Source organism: Psychrobacter nivimaris, from assembly GCF_009812035.1.
In the GTDB taxonomy this organism is placed as follows: domain Bacteria; phylum Pseudomonadota; class Gammaproteobacteria; order Pseudomonadales; family Moraxellaceae; genus Psychrobacter; species Psychrobacter nivimaris.
Map to the genome: position 1 here is coordinate 60,925 of NZ_VZIZ01000013.1, position 26,378 is coordinate 87,302.

General features: G+C 43.3%; 24 protein-coding genes. 18 read left to right on the forward strand and 6 right to left on the reverse strand.

All coding sequences use genetic code 11. The annotated features are described in order from the left end of the window. Position 1: 1 nt before the first annotated feature. Positions 2 to 1,912: an L-aspartate oxidase gene (gene nadB / locus FQV37_RS05345; RefSeq protein ID WP_160021583.1), complete on the reverse strand. Its 1,911-nt coding sequence runs from the start codon at positions 1,910 to 1,912 to the stop codon at positions 2 to 4. A 70-nt stretch (positions 1,913 to 1,982) separates the two neighbouring features. Then, positions 1,983 to 3,122 carry a quinolinate synthase NadA gene (gene nadA, locus FQV37_RS05350; protein WP_160021584.1) on the reverse strand — a complete coding sequence of 380 codons (1,140 nt, stop codon included), beginning with the start codon at positions 3,120 to 3,122 and terminating at the stop codon, positions 1,983 to 1,985. A gap of 360 nt (positions 3,123 to 3,482) precedes the next feature. Here nadA and FQV37_RS05355 point away from each other — a divergent pair, with 360 nt between their 5' ends. From FQV37_RS05355 to FQV37_RS05365, 3 genes are all read left to right on the forward strand, one after another. Beyond that, a complete protein-coding gene (locus FQV37_RS05355; protein ID WP_101206240.1) occupies positions 3,483 to 4,514 on the forward strand; it encodes an NUDIX hydrolase in 1,032 nt (343 codons plus the stop codon). Between the two features lie 161 nt (positions 4,515 to 4,675). Next, positions 4,676 to 5,536: a carboxylating nicotinate-nucleotide diphosphorylase gene (gene nadC / locus FQV37_RS05360; protein WP_160021585.1), complete on the forward strand. Its 861-nt coding sequence runs from the start codon at positions 4,676 to 4,678 to the stop codon at positions 5,534 to 5,536. A 302-nt stretch (positions 5,537 to 5,838) separates the two neighbouring features. After that, positions 5,839 to 6,480 carry a MarC family protein gene (locus tag FQV37_RS05365; RefSeq protein WP_082624565.1) on the forward strand — a complete coding sequence of 214 codons (642 nt, stop codon included), beginning with the start codon at positions 5,839 to 5,841 and terminating at the stop codon, positions 6,478 to 6,480. A gap of 154 nt (positions 6,481 to 6,634) precedes the next feature. Here the strand turns inward: FQV37_RS05365 and FQV37_RS05370 are convergent, their stop codons facing one another. After that, on the reverse strand, positions 6,635 to 7,237 hold the full coding sequence (locus tag FQV37_RS05370; protein WP_160021586.1) for a LysE/ArgO family amino acid transporter: 603 nt from the start codon (positions 7,235 to 7,237) through the stop codon (positions 6,635 to 6,637). A 166-nt stretch (positions 7,238 to 7,403) separates the two neighbouring features. Here FQV37_RS05370 and FQV37_RS05375 point away from each other — a divergent pair, with 166 nt between their 5' ends. The 3 genes from FQV37_RS05375 (at position 7,404) to FQV37_RS05385 (ending at position 9,574) form a co-directional block, all read left to right on the forward strand. After that, positions 7,404 to 8,132 carry a hypothetical protein gene (locus FQV37_RS05375; protein WP_160021676.1) on the forward strand — a complete coding sequence of 243 codons (729 nt, stop codon included), beginning with the start codon at positions 7,404 to 7,406 and terminating at the stop codon, positions 8,130 to 8,132. Positions 8,133 to 8,307: 175 nt separating this feature from the next. Beyond that, positions 8,308 to 8,982, forward strand: coding sequence for a hypothetical protein (locus FQV37_RS05380; RefSeq protein WP_160021587.1), 675 nt, complete (start codon positions 8,308 to 8,310; stop codon positions 8,980 to 8,982). Between the two features lie 40 nt (positions 8,983 to 9,022). Then, positions 9,023 to 9,574: a hypothetical protein gene (locus FQV37_RS05385; protein ID WP_160021588.1), complete on the forward strand. Its 552-nt coding sequence runs from the start codon at positions 9,023 to 9,025 to the stop codon at positions 9,572 to 9,574. A gap of 155 nt (positions 9,575 to 9,729) precedes the next feature. On the opposite strand, the gene rluB is transcribed toward FQV37_RS05385, so the two are convergent. After that, on the reverse strand, positions 9,730 to 10,656 hold the full coding sequence (rluB, locus tag FQV37_RS05390; RefSeq protein WP_114700744.1) for a 23S rRNA pseudouridine(2605) synthase RluB: 927 nt from the start codon (positions 10,654 to 10,656) through the stop codon (positions 9,730 to 9,732). A 324-nt stretch (positions 10,657 to 10,980) separates the two neighbouring features. Between rluB and folD the strand changes: the two genes are divergently transcribed. Together folD and FQV37_RS05400 are read left to right on the forward strand one after the other, a co-directional pair. Then, positions 10,981 to 11,859, forward strand: a complete 879-nt coding sequence (gene folD, locus FQV37_RS05395; RefSeq protein ID WP_160021589.1) for a bifunctional methylenetetrahydrofolate dehydrogenase/methenyltetrahydrofolate cyclohydrolase FolD — start codon at positions 10,981 to 10,983, stop codon at positions 11,857 to 11,859. Positions 11,860 to 11,958: 99 nt separating this feature from the next. After that, a complete protein-coding gene (locus tag FQV37_RS05400; RefSeq protein WP_057759021.1) occupies positions 11,959 to 12,477 on the forward strand; it encodes a phosphate-starvation-inducible protein PsiE in 519 nt (172 codons plus the stop codon). 99 nt (positions 12,478 to 12,576) lie between these two features. Here the strand turns inward: FQV37_RS05400 and corA are convergent, their stop codons facing one another. Then, on the reverse strand, positions 12,577 to 13,731 hold the full coding sequence (gene corA, locus FQV37_RS05405; RefSeq protein WP_406947854.1) for a magnesium/cobalt transporter CorA: 1,155 nt from the start codon (positions 13,729 to 13,731) through the stop codon (positions 12,577 to 12,579). A 145-nt stretch (positions 13,732 to 13,876) separates the two neighbouring features. Next, complete coding sequence (locus tag FQV37_RS05410; protein ID WP_057759025.1) at positions 13,877 to 14,266, reverse strand: DUF2237 family protein; 390 nt, start codon at positions 14,264 to 14,266, stop codon at positions 13,877 to 13,879. Between the two features lie 488 nt (positions 14,267 to 14,754). Between FQV37_RS05410 and FQV37_RS05415 the strand changes: the two genes are divergently transcribed. The 10 genes from FQV37_RS05415 (at position 14,755) to FQV37_RS05460 (ending at position 26,281) form a co-directional block, all read left to right on the forward strand. Next, positions 14,755 to 16,053, forward strand: coding sequence for an ATP phosphoribosyltransferase regulatory subunit (locus tag FQV37_RS05415; RefSeq protein ID WP_160021591.1), 1,299 nt, complete (start codon positions 14,755 to 14,757; stop codon positions 16,051 to 16,053). A 198-nt stretch (positions 16,054 to 16,251) separates the two neighbouring features. Next, complete coding sequence (locus FQV37_RS05420) at positions 16,252 to 17,541, forward strand: adenylosuccinate synthase (protein WP_057759029.1); 1,290 nt, start codon at positions 16,252 to 16,254, stop codon at positions 17,539 to 17,541. A 258-nt stretch (positions 17,542 to 17,799) separates the two neighbouring features. Further along, a complete protein-coding gene (locus FQV37_RS05425; RefSeq protein ID WP_101206216.1) occupies positions 17,800 to 18,216 on the forward strand; it encodes a lysozyme inhibitor LprI family protein in 417 nt (138 codons plus the stop codon). Positions 18,217 to 18,639: 423 nt separating this feature from the next. Further along, positions 18,640 to 19,071, forward strand: a complete 432-nt coding sequence (gene ndk, locus FQV37_RS05430) for a nucleoside-diphosphate kinase (protein ID WP_057759031.1) — start codon at positions 18,640 to 18,642, stop codon at positions 19,069 to 19,071. 517 nt (positions 19,072 to 19,588) lie between these two features. Continuing rightward, a complete protein-coding gene (gene rlmN, locus FQV37_RS05435; RefSeq protein WP_205962055.1) occupies positions 19,589 to 20,818 on the forward strand; it encodes a dual-specificity RNA methyltransferase RlmN in 1,230 nt (409 codons plus the stop codon). A 210-nt stretch (positions 20,819 to 21,028) separates the two neighbouring features. Next, a complete protein-coding gene (gene pilW, locus FQV37_RS05440) occupies positions 21,029 to 21,964 on the forward strand; it encodes a type IV pilus biogenesis/stability protein PilW (RefSeq protein WP_240990956.1) in 936 nt (311 codons plus the stop codon). Further along, the gene (locus FQV37_RS05445) at positions 21,961 to 22,773 is read left to right on the forward strand and encodes a helix-turn-helix domain-containing protein (RefSeq protein ID WP_101206214.1); all 813 of its coding nucleotides are present in this window, start codon (positions 21,961 to 21,963) and stop codon (positions 22,771 to 22,773) included. The genes pilW and FQV37_RS05445 overlap by 4 nt, the downstream gene beginning before the upstream one ends. Before the next feature lie 116 nt (positions 22,774 to 22,889). Continuing rightward, on the forward strand, positions 22,890 to 24,005 hold the full coding sequence (gene ispG / locus FQV37_RS05450; protein ID WP_101206213.1) for a flavodoxin-dependent (E)-4-hydroxy-3-methylbut-2-enyl-diphosphate synthase: 1,116 nt from the start codon (positions 22,890 to 22,892) through the stop codon (positions 24,003 to 24,005). Between the two features lie 123 nt (positions 24,006 to 24,128). Further along, positions 24,129 to 25,418: a histidine--tRNA ligase gene (gene hisS, locus FQV37_RS05455; RefSeq protein WP_160021592.1), complete on the forward strand. Its 1,290-nt coding sequence runs from the start codon at positions 24,129 to 24,131 to the stop codon at positions 25,416 to 25,418. A gap of 68 nt (positions 25,419 to 25,486) precedes the next feature. After that, positions 25,487 to 26,281 carry a YfgM family protein gene (locus tag FQV37_RS05460; protein ID WP_160021593.1) on the forward strand — a complete coding sequence of 265 codons (795 nt, stop codon included), beginning with the start codon at positions 25,487 to 25,489 and terminating at the stop codon, positions 26,279 to 26,281. Positions 26,282 to 26,378 lie beyond the last annotated feature (97 nt).

Here is a 26,378-nt window from a genome sequence, read left to right on the forward strand (position 1 = left end):
CTTAAATATGGTCAGTAATAGGTATCGGATAACGCTCATTTTCTATAATGTGAGAAAAGGAGCTAAGCGTAGTTTTTCTTAATGGCAGAATGATACTGGTCAAAGGCGTTTCAGCTAAGTTAGGATAATCCTCGCGATAATGCCCACCGCGACTTTCAAAACGCTGATAAGCCGATTGAACAATCATCGCTGCTAACGCTAATTGCCTCACCAATTGAAAAATGGCAAGCTCACTGTCAGTAGTAGGGGCTTTACTACTCATATCAGATAGCATGGTTTCAGTATGTTTGATTGATTCTTGCCACTGCTCAATTTGTTGCAATGCTTGCTCTAACTGTTTGGCACTACGCGTGATGCCCATATTAGCTGTCAAAAGAGCTTTCAACGCTATAGTTATCCCTGCAATATCTACGTCAGAATGAAATGCTTTATCAGCCTTATAAATTGGGAGTGATGACTGCTTAGAAGAGGGCAAGATAACAAATTGCGTGTTTTCTAGTGTCGGAGATTTCCAAATATCGGCAGCCAACTGATGCAGTCCATAATAGGTAGTCGTATGTGGCTGTGCCATTTTTTCTAAAGCTTCAGCCGTTTTCTCTAAAGCCTCTAAGTTCTTTAAGCGTTCCAATTTTTTTAGATAACGAGGCAGATTAGCGGCGATGTTGCGACCAACTACCACACACTCCAACAATGAATTACTTGCTAAACGGTTGGCCCCGTGCAGCCCTGTATAAGCAACTTCACCTGCTGCATACAGCCCTGCAATGTCGGTCAAACCATTAGCATCAGTCACTACGCCACCACAACTATAATGGGCAGTCGGAGCGACTGGAATAGGGTCTGTGGTCATATCGATGCCGAGTGCTAGCAGCGTCTGATAAATCTGCGGGAAATGTGCCTGTATAAATGCGGCTGGCAAGTGACTGACATCAAGATGCACGTAGCCAAGTCCGTTACTACTAATCTGATTAGCTATTGCCCGAGCGACGATATCGCGTGGCGCCAACTCAGCGCGCTCATCAATATCTAACATAAAGCGCACACCAGTCTGCGGACAATACAGTCGTCCACCTTCACCGCGTAACGCTTCAGATATCAAAAAACTGCTGTCATCTAATGCCAGACCTGTTGGGTGAAATTGAATAAATTCTAAATTTGCCAAGCGGCAACCTGCCTGCCATGCCATCATGACGCCATCACCAACACAGACGTTAGGCGCGCTGGCACGCTTAAATAACTGACCTAAGCCACCACTAGCCAGTACAACAGCCGCACTATGAATGGTGAGTTGGCGCTTATTTACATGATCAAAGATTAGCGCCCCTCGGCAATGTTTAATGTCGCTATCGTTCATGCTAAAAGAAGAGCTGCTAATCATGGGTGAAGTCAGTAACTCTAATGCTTCATGATAAGGCAAGATAGTGATATTGATTGCAGTCTGTGCTTTGATGGTTAAGGCGTCCATCACGTGTCGACCCGTTGCATCATCCGCATGAGCCACACGTCTACAGCCATGACCGCCTTCTTTGGTTAAGTGTAAGTCACTGGTTTTTAAGACTGAAAAATCAGGTGTATTATCATTTTCTTTAGTTAAATTAGATTGAGTAAATGGCACACCTTGCTCGCATAGCCACTGCACCGCTTGCTGTCCTGCACCCAAGATACGAGCAGTATTGTCCGTCGCACACAATCCTGCACCAGCGATTAAGGTATCAGCGACATGATCAGTCACAGAGTCCGCCGTGTCTAAGCTGGCTGCGATACCACCTTGAGCGTAGTGACTTGAGCACACCTCAAGCGCCGCTTTGCTTAAAACAGTGATATTCAGCGATATCGGCAGAGATAGCGCGGTGCTCAAACCTGCCAGACCAGCCCCAATAATAAGAACATCAGTTTTTATAATATTACTCATATCACTGCTGCTCCTATTATCTTTATAGCGAGTGGTATTAGAACAATCAACTGAATGCGACGGACTCATGTTAGGCTGCCCCAACGTTAGCGAACAGCGCACGGTCTTTTACTATGTCGCCACTGGCGGCTACACGTTGCTTTTGTGCTTCAGCAAAATCAAGCATCCGTTGTAATGGTTTTTTTGCTGCTACTGCTAGCTCAGGTGTCATTAGTACTTCACCACTTTGATTGGTTAAGCACTGCTCAATCCCTTTTAGGCCGTTCATGGCCATCCAAGGGCAAAACGCACAGCTCTTGCAACTGGCACTCTCACCAGCAGTTGGCGCGGCCAAGAATCGCTTGTTTGGCGAGCGTTTTTGCATCTCGTGCAATATGCCCAAATCAGTAGCGACGATAAAAGTATCAGCATCCATCTCATACGTTGATTGCAAAAGCTTGCTAGTCGAGCCGACCACATCGGCTAGTTCAACCACGCTATCAGGCGACTCAGGATGCACCAATACTTTGGCCTCTGGATGCTCCTCTTTTAATTGCATTAGTTCAGTGGCTTTAAATTCGTTATGCACGAGGCATGACCCTTGCCACAGCAGCATATCTGCGCCAGTTTCACGAGCGATATATTTGCCCAAATGGCGATCAGGCCCCCAAATAATCGGTTCACCTTGGGCATGTAAATGACGGACGATGTCGATACCGACAGATGAGGTGACCACCCAATCAGCTCTCGCTTTTACCGCGGCGCTGGTATTGGCATAGACGACCACAGTACGCTCAGGATGAGCATCACAAAATGCTGAAAACTCTTCAGCAGGACAGCCCAAATCAAGCGAACATTCGGCTTCTAAATCTGGCATGAGGACAGTCTTTTCCATGCTTAATATTTTTGCTGATTCACCCATAAAGCGCACACCAGCGACAACCAATGTTTGGGCGCTATGAGCTTGTCCAAACCGAGCCATTTCAAGTGAGTCACCGACGCAGCCACCGGTTGCCAATGCCAAGTCTTGGATAAAAGGGTCGACATAGTAGTGTGCTACCAGTACGGCATTATTGTCTTTTAGTAGCTTCTTGATGTTTTCTTCAACCACGATGCGTTCAGCGCGAGGCAAGTCTGCTGGTATTTTAGCCTTGGCATATTCAATATTCATCTGAGTGGCGATGCGATTGTCCGTACTCATGATAGGTGCGTCGTAAGGATATTTTTTCATAATGGCAGCCTTTGTTGGTGCAATAACGATAAATGTATGAGCTAAAAAATAGGTAATTGGGCATAACAAATTTATAAGTTATCTTAATTATGCTCATTTTGAGCATAATTACAAGTGGTTTTTTATACTAAATAAGTCAAAAGATTAGGTTTTAGTGCTAAAAGTGATGTGCAATTAAGCCGTACTGAGCTTAAAAACAGTGCTAATTCATGCCTCTTATGACTATTTATCGTTATTGATTTTTCATACTTACAACCACAGACTATGATAGTTTTGGATTCGAGCTATACTAAGCCATACCATAGCTATTAACCCCAATAGCCTTTCACATTTCAGAGAAAAAGGATAATTCCCAAAGCCATGACGTTGTCTTATTCACATGCGCACCAGCAAGGTAGCGGCACGACAGAAGTGGTCGCCGTATTGGTTGCTATCACCGATCATATCGCGCGCGTTCTAACCGTTGACCAAGGCAAGCTGTTGCCAAATGGGCCGCTTATGCCGCTACATCGCTCGTTGCAAGCAGGCGTACGTCAGTGGGTAGAAGAGCAAACGCAGCAACCGCTTGGATATTTGGAGCAGTTATATACCTTTGTCGATACCAACAGGCGCAACATCGACGGTCATGCGTTGGTGTATGTGAGTTATTTAGGTTTGGTGCAAGAGACGCAAACGCAGGCACTCCAAAGCAAAGCACTCTGGCGAGATTGGTATGATTATTTCCCATGGGAAAATCATTTGGACGGTATGCCCAGTATTATTATGGACTTTATCGTGCCTGCGCTACTCGAATGGGCAAATACTGCCAACGATTCAATCGTTCAACAGCGTAGGCGTCAGCGTATTGGATTATGTTGGGGGCTGGACGAAGCGTTTTTGGCAAGTGGTAAACTCACTGACAGTCAATCAGTCAACGAACACGATAATGAAAGTAGAGAATGGATTGCAGAGCATGTATTACTACGCTATGAGATGCTTTATGAAGCAGGTCTGATACCCGAAGCCCCTAATTATCCGCCCAATTATCAAGCTGTTGCTTTGCCAGAAGACTGGTCACAACGCATAGGTGTACCCATGTATTACGATCACCGTCGCGTAATTGCTACTGCTATCTCAAGACTGCGTGCGAAGATTGAATATAGACCGCTTATTTTTGGGCTGATGCCAGACGTCTTTACCTTATCGCAGTTGCAGCAGAGTGTTGAGGCATTATCAGGCGTGCGCTTGCACAAGCAAAACTTCCGTCGCTTGCTTGATTCACAAAACTTGGTAATGGAGACAGGAGAGAGCAGTACTGCTCAGCGCGGTCGTCCTGCCAAGCTATATCGCTTCCGCCATGATATCGAGTTACAGAGTTTATTGATGGATAGCAAACTTCCTAAGCGCAAATAATGATGAGCATCCAATAATCTCTCGTACTTGAAATGGCTAGTAAAACGAAAAATTTGTCACCTTTCCTTGCAGGGTCGCTAACTTTACGCTATATTTATGCTCATTTTGAGTTTAAATTACGAGCAGTTTCTATCAATATCATGCCTAGATAAGGGTCAAAGATGACAATTGAAAAAGAGCCAGCATTGGATGACGTATTGCTCAAGCCATTGGTTGAGAATGCACTAACTGAAGATTTGGGTAGGCGTGGTGATGTAACGTCACAAGCTACTATCCCAGCAGATATGCAAGCGCAGCTACAGATCAAGGCGCGGCAAGCAGGCGTTATATGTGGTATCGACTTGGCACGTTTGTCTTTTGCCTTAGTCGATGCGCAAATTGAGTTTATTGCACAAGTACAGGATGGCGAAACAGTAGAGGCTGGCGCAGTGTTAGCGACGGTAAAAGGTAACGCGCGTCACTTATTGACAGCAGAACGCACGGCACTGAACTTTATGACCCATCTCAGCGGTATTGCGACAGCGACCCGTCAAATTGTCGATAGTGTGGCGCAATATCCTGCGCAAATTACTTGTACACGCAAGACCATTCCAGGCTTACGTATTGTACAAAAATACGCCGTACGCTGCGGCGGCGGACGTAATCATCGCTTGGGGTTGGATGATGCGATTTTAATCAAAGACAATCATATCGCCATTGCGGGTGACATCAAAACGGCTATTCAGCAAGCACAGAAATTTGCTGGGCATCTGATTCCTATTGAGGTCGAAGTCGATACACTAGAGCAATTAGAGCAAGCGCTCGATGCAGGTGTGAGTTTAGTGCTATTAGACAACATGTCGCCTGAAACGTTATCGCAAGCGGTTACTATGTGTAAGGGTCGCGCAAAGACTGAAGCCTCAGGTGGTATTACGCCTGAAACGGTACAAGCGGCGGCAAGTACAAGGGTTGATTTTATCGCGATGGGTTATTTGACGCACAGTACGACAGCCTTGGATATTGGGCTAGATTTTAGTGCATAAGTACAGACGTAATAAAGGCTAATAGCGCTACATATGCTAGATTTTATGACAAGGGTTATCACAGAGTTAGTAAAATGGTAATTTATACTGGTAGATTGTACTAACAACCTGTTAAATGTTTGTTTTTACACTGAAGCTTTACTAAGGTGACATATAGGCGTAACGGCGCAAAGTTAATAATTTTATTAGCTTATCTGCCTATGCTACAATGCTATTTTTAGTTGCCTATTGGGTCATCGTTGCACTCGCACGATGACCTTATCTTTTTGCACAAGCGGTATCAATAGACAAGCGAGCGCTCAGTGAATACTGAAATTATCAAGATAATCCTAGCCTTTATGGTATTGATCAATCCATTTAGCGCATTGACGTTGTTTTTGGATTTGACTCGCGGCTATTCGATGAACAATCGACGTAAGGTCGCGCGCGTTGCTTGTTTGACCATTTTTATTACCATCAGCTTTTTTACGATTGCAGGTGAAACGCTACTAAAAACCCTTGGTATTTCTATCGGCTCGTTCCAGTTGGCAGGCGGTATATTGGTATTTTTAATTGCGCTAAATATGATGAATGGAGAGGGTAACCCTGTTAAACCTGATCAAGAGAACTTCGATGTTGATCATGTGAAAGACGCGCCAGTCTCGATGGCAGCTGCCGTGGTTCCCCTCGCGATTCCAATGATGATTGGGCCTGGTGGTATCTCCACGGTTATCATTTACTCTTCACAAGTATCAGGTATTTTGCAGGTATCCGCTATCTTGATTGCTGGCTTATTCATCAGTCTGTTTTGCTATTTGGCATTGATGGCGGCAGGTCGTATCAGTCGCTTACTAGGCGATACTGGCTTGAACATCATGAGTCGAATCATGGGTATGCTATTGGCAGCCGTTTCTATCGAAATTATCGTTAATGGACTGCGTACGCTCTTTCCTAGCTTGATGTAAATGATCAATACAATATTGCTAACCATATATATATTTATACAGTGGTTAGCGGATATCGGATATCGACGTAATTTAGTTTATCCAATACGTCGTTTACTTAATATTCAGTTTATTCAACACTCAGCTTATCTATCATTTCCTAGTTATACTTCTATCAGCTTTGATACAAATGCCAAGCTAGATAGAGCATCAGTAACCCTACCAAAGCATCCAGTATGTTCCATGCCTTAGGCTTCTCAAATAGAGGCCTGAATAATCGTGCACCATACCCAAGCGCAAAGAAGAAAAAGAACGAAGCGCTAATTGCACCTGCGGCAAACGTCAATTTACTGCTTGCGCCCGTAGAGACCATGCCGACGAGTACCAATGTGTCTAGATAGACGTGCGGGTTTAACCAAGTAAAGCCAAAGCATAGTAGTAAGGCTTTTTTTAAGCTAGTGACGACTTGTCCTTCGACAGTCAAAGCATGTGACACACGTACGCTGGCATACAAACTCTGCAAGCCGTACCCTAATAAAAATATAACGCCTGCTATTTTTGCGATATCTATAACGTGAGGATAGCGGGCCGTAACTGCACCAAAACCACCAACACCTGCTGAGATTAAAAACGCATCGCTCACCGCACAAAATAAACAAACAAAAAATATGTGTTCGCGTTTGAGACCTTGTTTGAGTACAAAGGCGTTTTGGGAGCCAATAGCAATGATGAGAGATAACCCAAGTAGGAAACCAGAGATATAATCGGGAGCATTCATAATACGGTGCTTAACGGTTGGCGTGTAGGAATGGTGACATTTTGCTTACTGGCAGGCCAGCAAAAACCTGCTAAGATACGCTATTGAATGAATGTATGCAATATGCGCACAATGTGAGTGTAATAGACGAGGGGCAGAGCAAGTCATGGTAGTCAGTTTGACAAGAATGCTACAGTCATTTGGGCAAGCTCAAGATGACCTACCGACATTGGCAGCAAAGAATGCTCAGGAGATGAGTGTCAATCATGAACGGGATGCTGCTGCCAAGAGTGATAGCAATCACGCAGTACATGAGCGTTCTACACTGATTCCGCCTGAACGTGTAAACCGCATATGTGATGCGTTGGCACAAGTGAGTGATAGCCAATCATCCACGCCTTTGACCGATCGCTATCTGAGTAATCGTGCTCAAATGCGCCCAACCAATAGACCGCCTTTTGACCCAGATACTTTGTGGTATCTCAAACATGGACGTTGTCCGATTATGACTGAGCTTGTTGATGTGGTCGATGAGGCCACCCTAAATGCCATGCCTATTGAAGCCGTTGCGATATTAGATCGTATCAACGGTAAGCTAAAGCGTTATCGTGAGTGGAGTAGTGAGCTGAACGAACAGCAACAGCAGCAACATAATGAGCGTCAGTTCGTCATCGATAAATTAGTGTCCGAAAGTATTCCTGAAGCATTACATCATTATGAGCAGCTACAACGCTTTAGTCCGCATCGCACCAAAAATAACATGGTGCAGGGGAAGATGACAGCCGGTGATATGCTGACAGATTTGTTCTTAGAGATTGATTATGAGCTTGACGAATTATTGGACGAATTGCATCAGACAGTTTTGAACCGCCTTGCCTCGACCCATCGTTATGTTAAGAGCCGTACGCAAAGTTAAATGTTCTTTGATAACGCTTTCTCTCGTACACTCGCAAAAGTTAAGTATTATCAAAAGACAAAATCGACCCAGAGCATAACAATATAGGGCTTTAATAGAGCCTTATTTTTTTGTTTAATAATAACAACCATAAAAAATCAGCCACGACATTCTGATAAGTAATAAGGACAATATAATGACCCAAATGACTGCAATGTTCGTAATGTTTGTTTTGTATGGGCTGTTGCCAGCGGCTGGGTTATATCTAGGTTATCGTGGCATTAAAAAAGTCACAGCACCCAAAATGCTCGAATATAAGGCGATGCCGCAACTGGGTTACATACCTGAAAAAAGCCTACCCGTCGACGTTAAGACTGCTCTTGATCAAATTAATACAAAGGGTGAAAAGTTGCGTGTCATGTATGGCGATACCAATAACGATGGTAAGATTGATGACAAAGACACTGTCAATGAAACTTATATTATGATTCAAAACTTAATGGATAGGCATGTGCCACAAGCAGTCGCTGACTATCGCCGCTTGCACGATTTAGATGTGACGGATAGTGCGCTTGCTGACACTACCAAAATTAAACATTCTAATGTCACTGGCAAAGAAGCCTTGTTAGATGTGCTTAAGACAATTAACACACAGTTCGATGACCTGCTCAACGCGTCATATCATCAAGACGGTCAAAAGCTACTCGCGACCAATCGCTATCTCCAAAAACGTTTTGACAATCCTACTAGCAACACAGAGTTTCAAAAGCCCGATAGCACTATCAATAGCAATGCCAGTAGTGATGTCAATATCCAAGCGATTGAAAGCCCAACTGGTGAAAATGTGAGTGCTAAAGACATTAAACTGTAAATACAAAGTTGAATGGTGAAAGGGTAAAGAGCAAGCGTATATGAGCATTTTAATAGGCATCGGTATTGTAACGACCGTCACTACCTTTTATCTAGGTAGAAAAGGCTGGCTGGCTTTTCATAAAGCCGTCGGTATCTCACCTGGCGTACTCACTTATCAGGATTACGATGTGCCCTTGTCATTAGCTACATTAAGTTGGCAGCAGTTAACGTTAAATAAACAGCACTTAAAAACATTGTCAGAGCAGCAACTTCGTCAGCTAAAACGTATCGATGAAAAAGTAAGCAGCTATCACGCTTATCAAGCAGCATTACATGTTCAACATAAGACACCAGCGATAACAGAAGCGCAGTTTGTGTTGAATAAAATGCTGCAAACACGGTTACCCGAAATGCTAGCTACTCATTACCAATTAACAAATATAAATGCCAAGAATGGAAATAACGACAAGAGATTGGAAGCTAATGAGTTATTGCAGAGTGTTTTAGATAATATCGAGCAGCGTTTAGATAAATTACTGGCGCAAATGGATGAGGAACAGCTACAAGAGCTGCGAGTCATGAAGCACTATATTAATAGTCACGATAGCTGAGCCGCTATATCTATACTGAGCAACTGTGACGCTTGTAAACTGTGAAGCCTATAAAAAGACACAAAAAAAGCGGTCAATGACTATTCATCATTGACCGCTTTTTTATGTGTATTCTAAATCTATTTAAGACTTAGAATAATGTTAAATTAAATCAACTAGCGCTTATCATTGCGATCACGGGTGTTGCGTGTACCGCGGCTGGCAGGGCTAGCACTACTTTTAGGTTTCGCGCTGCTGTTGCGGTTATCGCTACGGGTGTCAGTGCGACGTGCTTTAAGCGGTTTGTTTCTGATACGTTCTTGTTTTTCTTTGGCTGCGCCATGTAGACCTGTGCCATAACGTGGACGCAAGCTGACCAAATCCGTCAACGTATTAATTTCTTTTTTATCAAGCTCTAAGAAACGACCAGTACGTAGCTCTTTTGGTAGAACAATCGTGCCATAGCGTGTGCGTAGTAGACGACTAACTTTTAGACCTTGCGATTCAAACAAACGACGTACTTCGCGGTTACGGCCTTCTTTTAGCTGCACGTGATACCACTTGTTAACGCCTTCGCCGCCGCCTTCTTTAATGTCTTCAAATTTTGCAAGGCCATCTTCTAGCATGACGCCAGCGGTCAATGCACGAGCGATATCAGGCGTTACTTCACCCAATACACGTACGGCATATTCACGAGTGACTTCACCAGATGGATGCATCAAGCGATGCGCCATTTCGCCATCGTTAGTAAATAACAATAGGCCAGTTGAGTTAATATCCAAGCGTCCGACCATGACCCAACGGTCATGCGTCAGCTTTGGCAAACGTTCAAAGACAGTTGGGCGGCCTTCTGGATCTTTAGCCGAGCACACTTCGCCTTCAGGCTTGTAGTAAGCGATAACACGGCGACGCTTCTCGTTTTCAGAGGTGTATTTGATCTGACGGCCATCAACGCGAATCTCATCGCCTTGCTCAACACGATCACCAATGGTTGCTGGGCCGTTATTGACAGTGACGCGACCTGCTTTGATGACTTCTTCCATCTGACGGCGTGAACCAAGTCCCATACGGGCGAGGGCTTTCTGTAATTTTTCGTCTTTCATCGTAATATCCTTGAGTCGGTGGGTTTACATTTCTCAATGTAAAAAAATTTGGATTGACTATCCTACGCTATTTTAACAAATTTAGCACGTAAACCAACACCTTACTGATTATTAATGTGTCTATCCACGAATAAGCAATACTGTTTAATTGACTTATTATGAAAATTTATCAGTGCGCAGGCTTTATCTTACGCTAGGATTTTGTAGCGTACACAGGTACAATATTACTCTTAGTCAAAGATTGACGAACCAAAGGACAGGCATGCAAAGTATTTGCGCGCGCTGTCTTTATTTTTTTATATCGTACCCTCTATTGGAGTTACTATGTCTACTGCCCAAGAATCCGCTACCGTTTTGGACGGCAAAGCACTTGCCAAACAAATAGAACAGGATCTGCGCACGCGCGTAGATACGATTAAGGAAAAGACTGGCCGCACCCCAAGCTTAGCGACAATATTGGTTGGTGACGATCCAGCCTCTGCCACTTATGTTCGTATGAAAGGCAACGCGTGTAAGCGTGTTGGCATGGACTCTATACGCGTTGAGATGCCGAGTGCCACGACCACTGAGCAGCTCATGGCAAAAATAGATGAGTTAAATAGCAATCCAGATGTACACGGCATTTTGCTACAGCATCCGGTTCCTGAGCATATTGATGAGCGTGCTTGTTTTGAGCAGATTGACTTAGCAAAAGACGTCGATGGCGTGACTTGTCTTGGTTTTGGTCGTATGGCGATGCAGCAGTCAGCTTATGGCTCATGCACACCGCAGGGCATTATGCATTTGTTAGAGCATTATAATATCGAGCTATCAGGTAAAGAAGCCGTAGTCGTAGGACGTAGTGCTATCTTAGGTAAGCCAATGGCGATGATGCTATTGAATGCCAACTGTACAGTGACTATCTGCCATTCAAGAACTCAAGATTTGGCAGCGCATATCAAGCGTGCAGATATCGTGGTTGGTGCCGTAGGCGTACCTGAGCTTATTAAAGCGGAGTGGATCAAATCAGGAGCGGTTGTCATTGACGCAGGTTTCCATCCGACAGATGATGGCGGTGTTGGTGATATCGAAATGCAAGGCATGGAAAACATTGCCAGCGCTTATACGCCAGTACCAGGCGGCGTTGGACCGATGACTATCAACACGCTTATTCGCCAAACGGTCGATGCTGCTGAAAAATCAGCGGGTTTGAATAAAGGCTAAAAAAATAGTCATACGAATACTGATTGCCGATATATAAGGGGCCTGAGGTAACATAGACTCAGGCTAAATCAACCACATTTCAGTTGATAGGACCTAAACATGGCTAAAAAAAACGTAGGTGTTCATGAGCGACTACAAAGTATTGGTAGAGAGTTTGTCGATGTCTGTCATTACGTTATTTTATTTCTAATCAGTGTGGTTGTCGTTTGGACTGCAGGTAAAGAGTTTATTTATATTGTCCAAAAGGGTTCAGCGGATCTAAAAGACATATTGATGTTATTTATTTACCTTGAGCTATTGGCTATGATAGGTATCTACTTTAAAACCCACCGACTGCCAGTACAGTTTTTGATATTTATTGCCATAACAGCATTGTCACGACATTTGGTGGTTGATGTGCAGGCGGTTTCAGACTATTTCCATTTATGGCTGCTAGCGACAATTTCCGTGGCCATCATGCTACTGAGCGGCTCTATTGTAATCTTGACTTGGACGGCCAAAACATTTGGTCGCCCAGAGGATAATCTTGATAAGCAGCATGCAAATCTAACAGTTAAGGCGCTATTGCCTGATAATGCTCAAGCGCCCGATAGCCATACTAAGCATCGTCGTGAATAATAAGCATCGCCGTGAATAATTAGATAGCGTTACAAAAAGATAGCAACATAAAAAAAGAGCGACCAGTGGTTGCTCTTTTTTTACGGATGGCATTTGGCATTACAACCATTTCAATCTTTTGAAATTGTAGTACAAATAGCTACATAAGGCGATAATAATGGCCATAATAACAAGGTAAGAGTATTTCCAATGAAGCTCAGGCATAAAATCAAAGTTCATGCCATAGATGCCAGCGATAGCTGTCGGCACTGCCAGAATACCTGCCCATGCAGCGAGCTTACGCACGACTTCATTCTGACCCATATTGACCATCGCCATATAGGTGTTCATCACCACGCTCAGCATTTCATTAAGACCATTAATAGCATCTAGGGAGTGCAATAGGTGATCGTTAACATCGCGAAAATACGGCTTAGCGGCTTGAGAAAATCCAGAGATAATCTCACTTTTTTTATGATTGATAAAAAAGCTACAGATGTCTTGCACAGGTAAGATGATGGCGCGCATATGTACCAGTTGCGATTTAAGCTCGTAAAGATTTTTTAGCGTGCCTTTATCAAACTCAGAGGTAAATACATAGCGTTCTTGCTCGCGCAAGTAACGGCCCAATCGATCGGTAATCGGCATATAGTTATCAACGATAAAATCGAGGATAGCATGCAGTACAAAGATAGGGCCCATGCGTAACTTCTCAGGGCGACGATGGCAATGCTCACGTACTGGCGCATAAGAGTTTGACGGACCATTGCGAATTGTAATGAGGTAGTTTTTACCCATAAATATCGCAGTAGTACCATAACGAATGACATTGTCTTCGAGCTTGGCTGTACGTAGCACCACAAAGACCATATCATTATCGTAGTTTTCGACCTTGGCGCGTTGATGATCAGCAAAAGCATCTTCAATCGCTAGCTCATGCAGGTCAAAGGCTTCTTTTACTTTGACCATGGTTTCTAAGCTTGGATCATATAGCCCAAGCCAAATAAATTGACCGTTGTTCCCTAGCGTACGACTCACATCATTGAGCGCCACTCTATTAAGGTTCTCACCTGTTTTACGTGAGTAAGCGTAGCAATTGACCACTTCGCCTGCACTTGATGAGTCAATATCTTCATAGCGTTCAGAGTCAGGATCGTAGACCGTCATGGTCTCAATAGTATCTTCAGTAGTGGCGTCCACATCACCATAGATATAGCTATCATCATCGTCCAAATAGAGATGCTTGTCACTCATATTGGCATAGATATGATTCATATTGGAATCAGGCGCAATATGAGCCGTTTTTTTAATCAATTGATTATTATCATTTTCCATATACTTTCCTGTCATATAATAAAAAAATTCAATAATCCAAATATGCTGTGAACGCTGCTACGGTTTTATCGTGTGCCAATACTAACTATAGGGCGTAGCTTTTTAGCGTATCGATATCTACCAATGCCAATAGACTCTCGTGACAAGCTTCTAGTTTGATTTGCGGTGCAATATCGAAGTCCAGTGCTTCAACCCAACGTAGCGCGCAGATGCACCAGTAGTCACCAGGTTTGAGACCAGGAAAGTTGTATTCAGGTAGTGGGGTAATTAGGTCATTACCGCGACTGGCAGAGAAGTTTAAAAACTCGCTGGTCATCTTGGCACAGACAGTATGTTGACCAACATCATGGTTGCCAGTATGGCAAAAACCATTGCGATAATAGCCAGTGATGGGATCGAAACAACAGCTGGCAAGTGCGGTGCCTAAGACATTGGTTTGGTTGATGGCAGGGTTTGGGTGGTAATCAGATGACATAAGGCTTCCGAGATAAAAATATGTGTTAGTGTATCATGAGTATGTGTTGATGACGTTGCCGTAATCACGCTCATTATCTTATGGTTAACAAAAAATAAACCTCTCGACTATTTGCCCAATATTGAGCCAAACACATCAATGATGACTGTTACATCTGCTAAGCTAATAAGCGGTAATTGAACTGTAATTAGATAGTGATTGTGGCTAATTGTCACTAGGCGAACCTTGAGTGCTATGCTAAACTAAAGCATAAAGTGCCTTGATTATTTGTCGCAATTTTTTAGCGCATAAAGATACTCGTCTTATCATTCTAAATTATACTTATTATTCACCCTTTTGCGGTTACCTGGTTTGTTTATAAATAATTGGGTCAATGATGTTGCGCGTTAAAAATAAACACACACAGCGTCAATACCCGGCAAACCACCCTTTAAGTACCGCATCAGTACCGCGTTTTTGGTAAGCGATACGCCAAACAAGGATTTATTGTGTCTGTTAGTTCTGATTCTGCAAAACCTGCCCAGCCAAATTCTACCAACGAAACAGTGTCTCAGCCTGCCGAAAACAGCGCTGCACCCAATCGCATGCCATATTTGAGTAACTTTGGCAGTGATGTTGCCAATAGTTGGCTATTGCCTGATGGGGTGGTTGATGTCCTGTTTGAAGATGCGCATAAGCAAGAAGTGCTTAGACATCAGTTAATCGAGCAGCTTATTACTCATGGTTATCAGCTGGTTTGCCCACCGATGATCGAGTTTACTGAGTCTTTGCTAAGTGATGCATCAGAAGATCTAAAACGCCAAACCTTTAAGATTATCGATCAGTTGACTGGTCGCTTAATGGGCGTACGCGCTGACATTACCCCGCAGATTTTGCGTATAGATGCGCATCATGGCGGTACGGGTATTGCGCGTTATTGCTATGTGGGCGATGTGATTCATACCTTGCCATCAGGTCTGTTTGGTTCACGTACGCCGCTACAGTTGGGTGCTGAGATATTTGGCTGTGCGTCACTAGCAGCAGATATTGAGCTGATAGATGTGCTGTTTACGATGGTGAATAAACTCAATATGAGTGCAGCGCTCCATATCGATTTGGGTCACGTAGCGATATTCAAACGTTTGGCTGAGTTGGCTGAATTGTCAGACAATGATACTGAGCAATTGATGTACTTATATGCCAATAAAAATTTACCAGAGCTCAAGCGTGTTTGCCGTGCTTTGCCAATGGGTGATGATTTTTATGTGTTAGCACGCTTTGGTCATGATATTGCAAACCTATTAGCCAAATTATCAGATGCAGCACAACAAGACAGCCAAATCGCAACGGCAATTGATGAGCTACAGCGTTTGAAAAACTATCTACAAGACCAATGGCAGTGCCCAGTCAGTATTGATGTGACTGAGCTATCAGGCTATCACTATCATACTGGCATCGTCTTCAATGGTTATATCAATAGCGAAACGCAGCCACTCGTACGTGGTGGTCGTTTTGATGGTATGCAAAGCCAGACGCAAGCGTTACGTGCAGCCACAGGCTTTAGTATGGATGTCAGCCGATTGTTGGCTCATACACAGTTAGATGCGCCAACCGTTGTCTTGGTTGACTTTGCCGCTTTGTCTAATGCAAATACAGATGAGATGCAGACGCTACTGCAACAAGTAGAGAGTCTACGTCAGCAAGGCTATCGCGTCACTATGCCGTTAGATGCACAGGACAGTCCAGATGATGTTACGCATCGTTTGAGCATGGCTGATGACAGCCAATGGCAGCTACAAACTGTTTAATTGTCTAATAGTAGGCTATTGAATGGCTCACGCAGCCAAAAGTGTTCAGTACAAATTATGAGAACGCAAAATTATTCGTTAGATATCTCAGTGTTTCTATTTCATAAATCACTGAGATAAAAAGATATAGCTAAGAAAATCATTTTAATTTTCAGCTTTTATTGCACACACCTCAATACATAAAGGTAAGGATTGATCATGGGTAAGAATGTTGTAGTTTTGGGTAGCCAATGGGGCGACGAAGGTAAGGGTAAAATCGTTGATTTACTTACCGAAAAAGCCTCAGCAGTAGCCCGCTTCCAAGGCGGTCATAATGCTGGTCACACGTTGGTTGTCGATGGCAAAACCACTGTCTTGCATTTGATTCCATCAGGTATCTTGCGTGAAGGCGTTACTTGCTTTATTGGTAATGGCGTGGTGTTAGCACCTGACGCACTACTCAAAGAGATGAAAGAGCTAGAAGACAACAACGTACCAGTACGTGAGCGTCTACGTATCTCTCCTAATTGCCCACTTATCATGCCTTATCATGTGGCACTTGATCAAGCTCGTGAAGCCAAGCGTGGTTCTGGTAAAATCGGTACAACAGGTCGCGGTATCGGTCCTGCATACGAAGACAAAGTAGCACGTCGTGCGATTAAACTTGCTGATTTGTTCCGTGAAGATCTAGAAGAAAAACTACGTAACCTAATCGAATATCACAACTTCCAACTGACTGAATACTATAAAGTTGAAGCAATTGATTTTGATGAGACACTTAAGCTTTGTAAAGAGTGGAAAGAAGAGATTAAAGGTATGGTTACTGATGTAACTGAAGACCTAAATCAATTACGTCTGGCTGGCAAAAACTTAATGTTTGAAGGTGCTCAAGGTACGCTACTTGATATCGACCATGGTACTTATCCGTTTGTAACCAGCTCAAGTGTAACTGCTGGCGGTGTATCAACTGGTACAGGTATCGGTCCATTGTATTTAGACTATGTACTTGGTATCACCAAAGCGTATACTACGCGCGTTGGTAGTGGTCCGTTCCCAACTGAATTGTTCGATGATGTTGGTGCTCACTTAGCCAAAGTCGGTCATGAATTTGGTGCGACGACTGGCCGTGCCCGTCGCTGTGGTTGGTTCGATGCAGAAGCATTACGCCGTGCAGTAGTACTTAACTCTATGTCAGGTATCTGCTTGACCAAGCTTGACGTACTAGATGGTCTTGAAGAGTTGCTAATCGGTGTAGGTTACAACCTACCTGAAACTGAGTGTGCAGGCGCGCATGATGCTGAATTCTACGAGTCAGTCACACCTAAGTACGAAACAATGCAAGGCTGGAGCGAGTCTACCGTTGGCATTACGAACTATGATGAGCTTCCAGAAAACGCTAAAAAATACATCAAACGTATCGAAGCATTGATTGGTTGCCCAGTTGATATTATCTCAACTGGTCCTGATCGCGAAGAAACGATCGTACTGCGTGATCCGTACGACGCTTAGTTTTTACTACAAACTTGATTAAATAGTTTTTAGTATTAATAAAAAACCTCAACGCTAAGCGTTGGGGTTTTTTGTGTGTGCTACTTCAAGAAATTGATTGATTACCTTGAATTTCAACAGTGTAAGAGTAGGGCTACTAGCTATAATATCATCTAGAAATATCATAAATAATGGATATACTGACATTATTTTGGCTTAATTAAGTGTAAGATATTATAGACGGATTTGGTTTTATCAACATACAAAAAGGAATTTGCTATGACAACGAATACGCTTAAATCCACGATTCGCAATACCTCTATAGCAATAGTTACATCCGCAGCTTTCATGTTGCCTATGTTTGCTTGGGGTGCAGAAAACTGTGACAAACCAAACAATGACTTTGATGGGCTATATTGCCTGACGAAAGTATACTTAGAAGCAGATAAAGAGCTTAACAACTCTTACAGTAAATTGAGTAAACTCCTAAACAAACAGCAAAAAGCCACGCTTAAACGCGGACAATTAGCGTGGATGCGCGAGCGCAACGACCAATGTAGTTATAACGATGGTGATGGTTTCTTTGTCAATATGAGCTGTGCCACCAATAAGACAGCTAATCGAGTTAATTTTTTGAATGAACGTGTGCGTGAATGCAATGCAGGTAGTTGTCGAGACAGTCGCTTAGATGATTAAATGTTTTGATTGGTAGTATGTATTAGCAAAACTCTTAGCAAGGTGTGTTGAGGGTTTTCTAATCATTAATAATGATATAAATACTCTATAAAATCAGTCTGGTAGCTATAAATGATAAATATGAGTAGCGATAAGGTAAGTAAGTCGATAGCTCATGCATCTGTTGTTGATGAGTATTTAACTTGGATGTAAGTAAGATACTGTTATAAATTTACTTTTATGCAAGGTATGGTCATAAATTAACCCTATCATTTATGGCCTTAATCATTATAATAGGCAGCAATCCGATGTTGGCGCTTATGGTTATACACTGATATACCATGAGTTGTGTAAAACAGTCCAAGTCAACATTGTGGCTAAAGCTAAAACAACGCATTATTTTTTTCATATTTTATTGAATTTATCATTTATTAGGAGCTTCTCATGGCTAACGAACGTACTTTATCTATCATCAAACCTGACGCAGTTGCTGGCAACCACATCGGCGCTATCTATAGCCGTTTTGAACAAGCTGGTCTAAAAATCGTTGCAGCTAAAATGCTACAACTTGATGATGAAAAAGCAGGTGGTTTTTATGCTGAGCACGCTGAGCGTCCATTTTACAACGACCTAAAATCTTTCATGATGTCAGGTCCAGTATTGGTATCAGTACTAGAAGGCGAAAACGCTATCGCTCAGCATCGTGAAATCATGGGTGCAACTAACCCAAAAGAAGCTGCTGAAGGCACTATCCGTGCTGACTTCGCTAGCAGCATCGACGAAAACGCAGTACATGGTTCAGATTCAGCTGAATCAGCAGCACGTGAAATCAGCTACTTCTTCAGCGATGATGAAGTTTGTGCACGTACACGCTAATATAGTAAACCATCTATAAGCTTTTACGGCATTCGATTTGTTTGAGGTAACTGTTATAATAAGACGGCTACGATTTAAACTGATCTTACCTGTATGAGTTTTATACTTGATTGACTATAGACGAATTATTTACAACATTGATTGTTCATAATTGGTTTGCGAGACGGCTTATATCTTATGGGTATAGGCCGTTTTAGCTATTATAATAATCCTATAATCAAAGAATTACTAAACTGCGACGGCGTTACTCTCCTTAGATGTACTACTTGTACAATCTGCAGTCGGTAGCCTTGTATCTGCTTTAGAGTTCTGTGATTATATTATTCATTCATTGAAATTCTTAATGACTTGCCTCATTATTGATTTTACTTAGCGTTATCAATCCCTTATCAGCATGTTTTTGTCAATTTAGAAAATTGCGCTCATAGCGGATTGCTCATGCACTCACGTATGTATGGCAAAGCCCATATAAATAATTGCACCGCTTATCTAAGCTTCTGCAAAAAGGTTACCTATTATGTCAACTGTTCAAGCACCTACTCAGCACGTACCTGCTAAGATTACTGATAGCATTAAGCTAGTAGATGAGGCACATGCCAAAACCAATCTATTGGGTATGACGCAAGCGCAACTGGCTGATTACTTCAAGAGTATTGGCGAAAAACCATTCCGCTCAACTCAAGTGATTAAATGGATTTATCAGCATGGCGTGACAGATTTTGAGCAAATGACCAATTTGAGTAAGTCGTTGCGAGACAAATTGTCACTTAATGCTTGTGTGGTACCGCCCAAAGTAATTCATCGTCAATATAGTGATGATGGTACGCGTAAATGGGTATTTGAAGTCACTGGTGGCTCATTGGTTGAGACGGTGCTTATCCCTGCAGATGATAGCAAGTTAAATGGCCGTAAGACATTATGCGTGTCTTCTCAAGTAGGCTGTGCATTGGACTGTAGCTTCTGTAGTACAGGTAAGCAAGGGTTTGAGCGTGACTTAAGTGCGGCTGAAATTATTGGTCAGTTATGGGTCGCCAATGCGTCATATATGACAGATGAAAATGAAAGTTTAGAAAACGTTGACCATAGCCTATGGGAAAATAATGTCACCAACGTGGTGATGATGGGCATGGGTGAGCCGCTATTGAACTATAAGCCTGTGGTAGGCTCAATGGAGCTGATGCTAAGCGATCATGCTTATGGATTGTCAAAGCGTCGCGTCACGTTATCGACTTCTGGTGTCGTCCCGAAAATGTATCAGTTAGCGCAAGATATCGATGTGGCATTGGCTATTTCACTGCATGCGCCAAATGATGCGCTGCGTAACGAGTTGGTGCCAATCAACAAAAAATATCCGCTAGAAGAGCTGATTGCAGCGGCAAAAAACTATGTTTATGATGTCAATCCACGTCATAAGAAACACGTTACAATCGAGTATGTGATGCTTGATTGCGTCAATGATAGCAATGAGCATGCCCATCAGTTGGTTGCTCTATTAGAAGGGTTACCAAGTAAAATTAACCTTATTCCGTTCAACCCATTCCCACATGCACCCTATGACAAATCAAGCAACAACCGTATTCATGCGTTTAGCAATATACTGAGCGAAGCAGGTTTTGTTTGTACGATTCGTCAAACACGTGGTGATGACATCGATGCCGCCTGTGGTCAGTTAGTTGGACAAGTTGCCGATCGTACCAGACGCTCAGCCGCGTGGCAGCAGAGCATCAAAGATCGCGAAAGTGTTTAGTAGTTCTTTAGAAAATCAGCGTTGTATCTGATTGGTATAGCGTTTTAGCTGTCTTTTGTCTGTCGCAATGGTAAGAAAATGTAGCAATGACTGCCAAGATTGCAGAACGTGGCAATTAATAACAACTAAATTGTACTTATAAGGGTTAAATCTATTAAACTGAGGTCTCGAAGATCGAACGCATTGAATCCCAGTTTTATGATGGCGGCTATGATGACTTCTAAAAATTCTTGTCAGTTCAAATATCAAAAATCATTTTCTAAATTTTATAAGCAGTCGAGTATTAGTGCTGCCCAAACCGCTTTGCCAAAGCGTGCAGTGCTGTCGGCAGTATTTGGCGTCCTTGTATTAAGTGGCTGTCAGACCACCCCGACTAATGATTTGCTAGGTAACTCTCCTTATCAAACATCTACGCGCGCTAGCAACGATCGAAATTTAGATCAGCAGGAAATCGCCCGTGTACGTACCTCACTTGCCGCGCAATACATCCGAAAAAATGAGCTTGATACCGCGCAGCAGCAGCTTGAAAAAGCCTTTGCTGCCGATAGCCGTTATGCGCCAGCCTATGATATGATGGGCGTTTTGTTGCAGCAAGAAGGCAGCCGTATCAATCTAGCCAAAGCTGATGAGTACTTCAAAAAAGCAATCGCGCTAGATAAAGACTTTGTACAAGCACACAATAATTATGGCGTATATCTGTCACAGACAAAGCGCTATCGTGAAGCAGCAGAACAGTTTGAGATTGCAGGGGCGACGCTAGGCTATGAGGGCCGTATTGGCGCGCTAGAAAACCTAGGCCGTACTTATCTGCAGTTAGGCGATAATAGTGCCGCTTCAAAAGCATTTTTACGGGCACTCGATGGCAATCGTAATAGCATCATTGCTCATATCGAACTGGTAGATTTATTGCTCGACCAACAGCGTGTACCGCAGGCACAGAGACTGTACGATGAGACGCTGATATTGGTGCAGGGGCAGGGTATTAGCCCGCGCTTGCTCTTACAAGGTATCAAGCTTGCAGCAGCACAAAATAATATAACAACGCGCCAGCAATTGGCACAGCAGCTTTTATCCGCTTATCCGCTAAGTGATGAAGCAAAACAACTTAAGACTTGGCTTAACAATCCAGAGGCACCATGGAAATGATCACCCCATCATCTAACACTCAATCTAACGCTCAGGGATCATTTGGTGCCGTGTTGCAGCAAGCCCGTAAAAACAAGCAAGTAACTTTAGAAGCAGCGGCGGCTGAGCTGTTCATTCTAAAGCGTCATCTAGAAGCGCTAGAAAGCGAAAACTTCGCTGAGCTACCACAGGCTGCATTTGCTCGTGGTTTTGCGATTAACTATGCCAAATATTTGGGTTTAGATTCAGCAAAAATCGCTAGTAGCTTCGATGCTGCCTATCCTAATGAGCTAAAGGCCAAATCGGCCAGCAATATCGATACGCCACTACGCCCAATGGGGACGTTGCAGCGTGATACTCACAACCGTATCCGATTTAACCCGCTATTGATCATAGGCGTTATCGGATTGATTATCTTGGCGGTATTCCTATTCCGTATGGTGAGTAACGCTAGCAAAGAAAACACCCAAGAGCCTGTATCAGCTGTGGAGGACATGTCAGCGATAGAGCAAGCCCAAGGTGCCGCCATCAATAGTGATGCAAGTGGCGTTGGTGCTTCTGGCTCTGCATTGAATCTGGGTGATGCTGCAACGACTGCTACCCTAAACCTTGTATTGACAAGCGACGCTGTGGTTAGTATCACGGATGCTTCTGGAAACAGTCTGATAAATGGTTCTCAGTCTGCGGGTAACTATGACTTGTCAGGTATGCCACCGTTTAATGTGCAAATTGATAATATCGATAATGTTAGCTTGATGCTCGATCAACAACCAGTTGCGTTAGAGACGTATGCAACAGATAAGCAAGCTACTTTCGAATTGGCACCATAGTCAGTTGCATAAGCGCCAAATTTGAATAAAGCGCATATGTGTATGCTGATTTAGCTGGTTTATATTATATGTACAAAGGCCTAGGGCTTTTCTATTTTTGATTTAAGGATTTATGTATGTCAATGCCATCGCCTATTAATCGTCGTCTGACCAAAAAAATCTATGTCGGTGATGTCGCGGTTGGTGGTGATGCACCAATTAGCGTACAGAGCATGACCAATACTGATACCTGTGATGTAGCAGCCACTGTCGCTCAAATCGAGCGTTGTGTCGAAGCAGGTGCAGATTTGATGCGCGTATCAACGCCAACGATGGATACGGTCAAAGCCTTTGGTGAAATTCGCAAATTGGTAAGCGTGCCTTTGATCGCTGACGTGCATTTTGATCATAAAATCGCTTTGGCCGTTGCTGAAGCGGGCGCTGACTGCTTACGTATCAATCCGGGTAACATTGGTAGCGATGCCAAAGTACGTGAAGTGGTCGCTTGCGCCAAATATCATAATATTCCTATTCGTATTGGCGTCAACGCTGGCTCTTTAGAAAAAGACATACAGCGCAAGTATACTGAGCCAACTGGCGAAGCAATGCTTGAATCGGCAATGCGCCATATTGATATTTTAGAGCGTCTTAATTTTGACCAATATAAAGTATCTGTTAAAGCCAGCAACGTGTTTTTGACATTGGATGCTTATCGTTTAATATCAGCGCAAATTGACAATCCATTACATTTGGGCGTGACGGAAGCGGGTGTCTACCGTACGGGCGCTGTCAAATCTGCTATCGCGCTAGGTGGATTATTGCTAGACGGTATTGGCGATACTATTCGTATCTCATTAGCCGCCGAGCCTGAAGAAGAGATTAAGATTGGTTTTGACATTCTGAAATCGCTTAATATTCGTTCGAACGGTGTAAATTTTATTGCCTGTCCAAGCTGCTCGCGTCAAGAGTTTGATGTAATTAAAGTAATGACAGCGTTAGAGTCTCGCCTAGAAGATATTCGTGAACCGATGAATCTATCTGTGATCGGCTGTAAGGTAAACGGTCCAGGAGAAGCAAAAGAGGCCGATATCGGTATCGTTGGTGCTGCCCCTAGATCACTGGTCTATCGTATGGGTGAAAAAAGCCACCTTATTGATACAGGCAATCTGGTCGATGAAATAGAAGGTATGGTTCGCGCCCATGCAGAAGAGTTGGCGAAAAAACGTGAGAATGAAATCATTCGCGTAAAATAAGCCATAGAATAGATTGATACGTTAGGCTATACCGTCACAGTATCAATCAGATATAGCGCTTATTTGAAGATATAGAAAACAATAATAGAATACCTGTTAAACATTTAAGGATACGACCGTACCATGATCAAAGCTATCAAAGGTTTTAATGATATTTTGCCTGACCAATCAGCAAAGTGGCTGCATTTAGAAGCGATATTGGCTGATGTACTTGGTAGGTACGGTTACGAGCATATTCGCTTGCCTATCGTTGAACAAACGGATCTTTTTGCTCGTGCTATTGGCGGCGCGACTGACATCGTCGAAAAAGAGATGTACAGCTTTACTGATAAATCTGAGCCACCAACACCGTTAGCGTTACGTCCTGAAGGAACGGCTGGAGCAGTACGCGCAGTTATCGAGCACAACTTGCTACGTGGGGACACGCCTAAGCTTTGGTATATCGGTCCGATGTTCCGCTACGAGCGTCCGCAAAAAGGCCGCTATCGCCAGTTTCATCAGTTAGGTGTCGAGAGCTTTGGTAGTGCATTACCAGATGCTGATGCTGAGCTGATTGCCATGACTCATCTGATGTGGAAAGAGCTAGGCCTCAACAATGAGATGCGTTTGCAACTAAACAGTTTGGGTGAGCTGGATGAGCGCTATGCTTATCGCGAAGCATTGGTTACCTATTTAACTGATAAAAAAGACCAGCTAGACGAAGACAGCAAACGTCGTCTAACGACTAATCCTTTACGTATCTTGGATAGTAAAGAGGCGAGCACGCAAGCAGTATTGGCAGATGCGCCAAAGCTTGCTGACTTCTTGGGTGAAGAGAGTGTGGCACATTTTGAGCAGGTCAAAGCCTATCTGACTGCGCTTAATATCGATTTTGAAATCAATCCGCACTTAGTACGTGGCCTTGATTATTACAATAAAACGGTATTTGAGTGGGTAACGGATAAGCTTGGAAGCCAGGCTACCGTTTGTGCGGGTGGTCGTTATGACGGGTTAGTAGGACAATTAAAATCAATCGGTACAGATGGTAGTAAACCAGTAAAATCTGAGCCTGGTGTTGGTTTTGCAATGGGGCTTGAGCGTTTATTGCTACTGATAGAAGCGGTTGCGCCGATTGCTGATATACCTGCTTGTGATGTATTCGTTGTGGCCCATCCTGAGGTGTATAGTGCTGGTATAAGCTATGCACAAAACTTGCGTCACAGTCGTCCAGATGTACGAGTAAAGATGGCCAGTGCCACGAGTCTAAAAGCGCAAATGAAGAAGGCGGACAAGTCAGGCGCGGCATTGACAGTCATCATCGCTCAGCAAGAGCTGGATGATAATACGATTAGTATTAAAGACATGCAGACAGGTGAGCAAAAGACGGTCGCCCAAGATTGGTTATCAAATAAAGATAACTTTTCTCGTCGCTAATCGACTTTGACTAATCAGCTTTGTTTACGCATCAGCAACTTAATGTAAATTTTATCAGGTAAATATATATGGCTCTGACACCTAATTCGCCGAATGCAGATAACTCCATGCAAGCGTTAAAGCAATATGGTAGTTATATCGTCACTGCGATTTTGTTAGCACTGGCCGCCTATTTCGGTTGGACGTACTGGCAAAACAACCATGCGCGAGTAGATACCGTCGCCGCCGATCAATATGCGGATATTCAGCAGCTAAACGAAGAGGTTAAATTGGCCTCGCAAAACCCAGATTTAGAAGCAGAGGCTCAAGAAGCACTTACCCAAAGTCGTGGCCAACTAGACAAAGATATTGATACTTTAGTCAGTACGCACGGTGAGTCAGTTTATGCATGGCAAGCGCTAATGATAAAAGCACGTCAACAAGTAGACAATGATGACTTTGCAGCAGCGACTGAGACATTCAAAAAAGCATTGGCCATCGATTTGGGTGATGCCGGTCTAGAAGCGATTACTCGTTTACGCTATGCAAAAACGTTATTAGCCGCAGGTGATACAGATACTGCACTGTCAGAAGCAAACAATGACATGCCAAGCTCGTTTGAAGCAAGTCAGCAGGAGCTACTAGGGGATATTTATTTAGCACAAGACAATAAAGATTCAGCGATTAAATCTTATAGCAATGCGTGGGAGCTATTACGTAGCCGTCAAGAAACGCGTGCAGTATTGGCATTAAAGATGGAGAGCTTAGGTATCACGGCTGAGCCGATTGCTGAGCAAACCAGTCTTATTCAAGAGCCATCTGCTCCTGAGCCATCGCTAGTGATGGATACCTCGAATGAAGTCGCTGCCGAAGCAGGACAGTAAGTCAGTAGGCTAGATATTAAGTCAGTAGTATAGTATTGAGAGTTGGTAATCAGCCAAAGCTCTTTTTTAATATAACCTAATGATTACTAATTTGCCG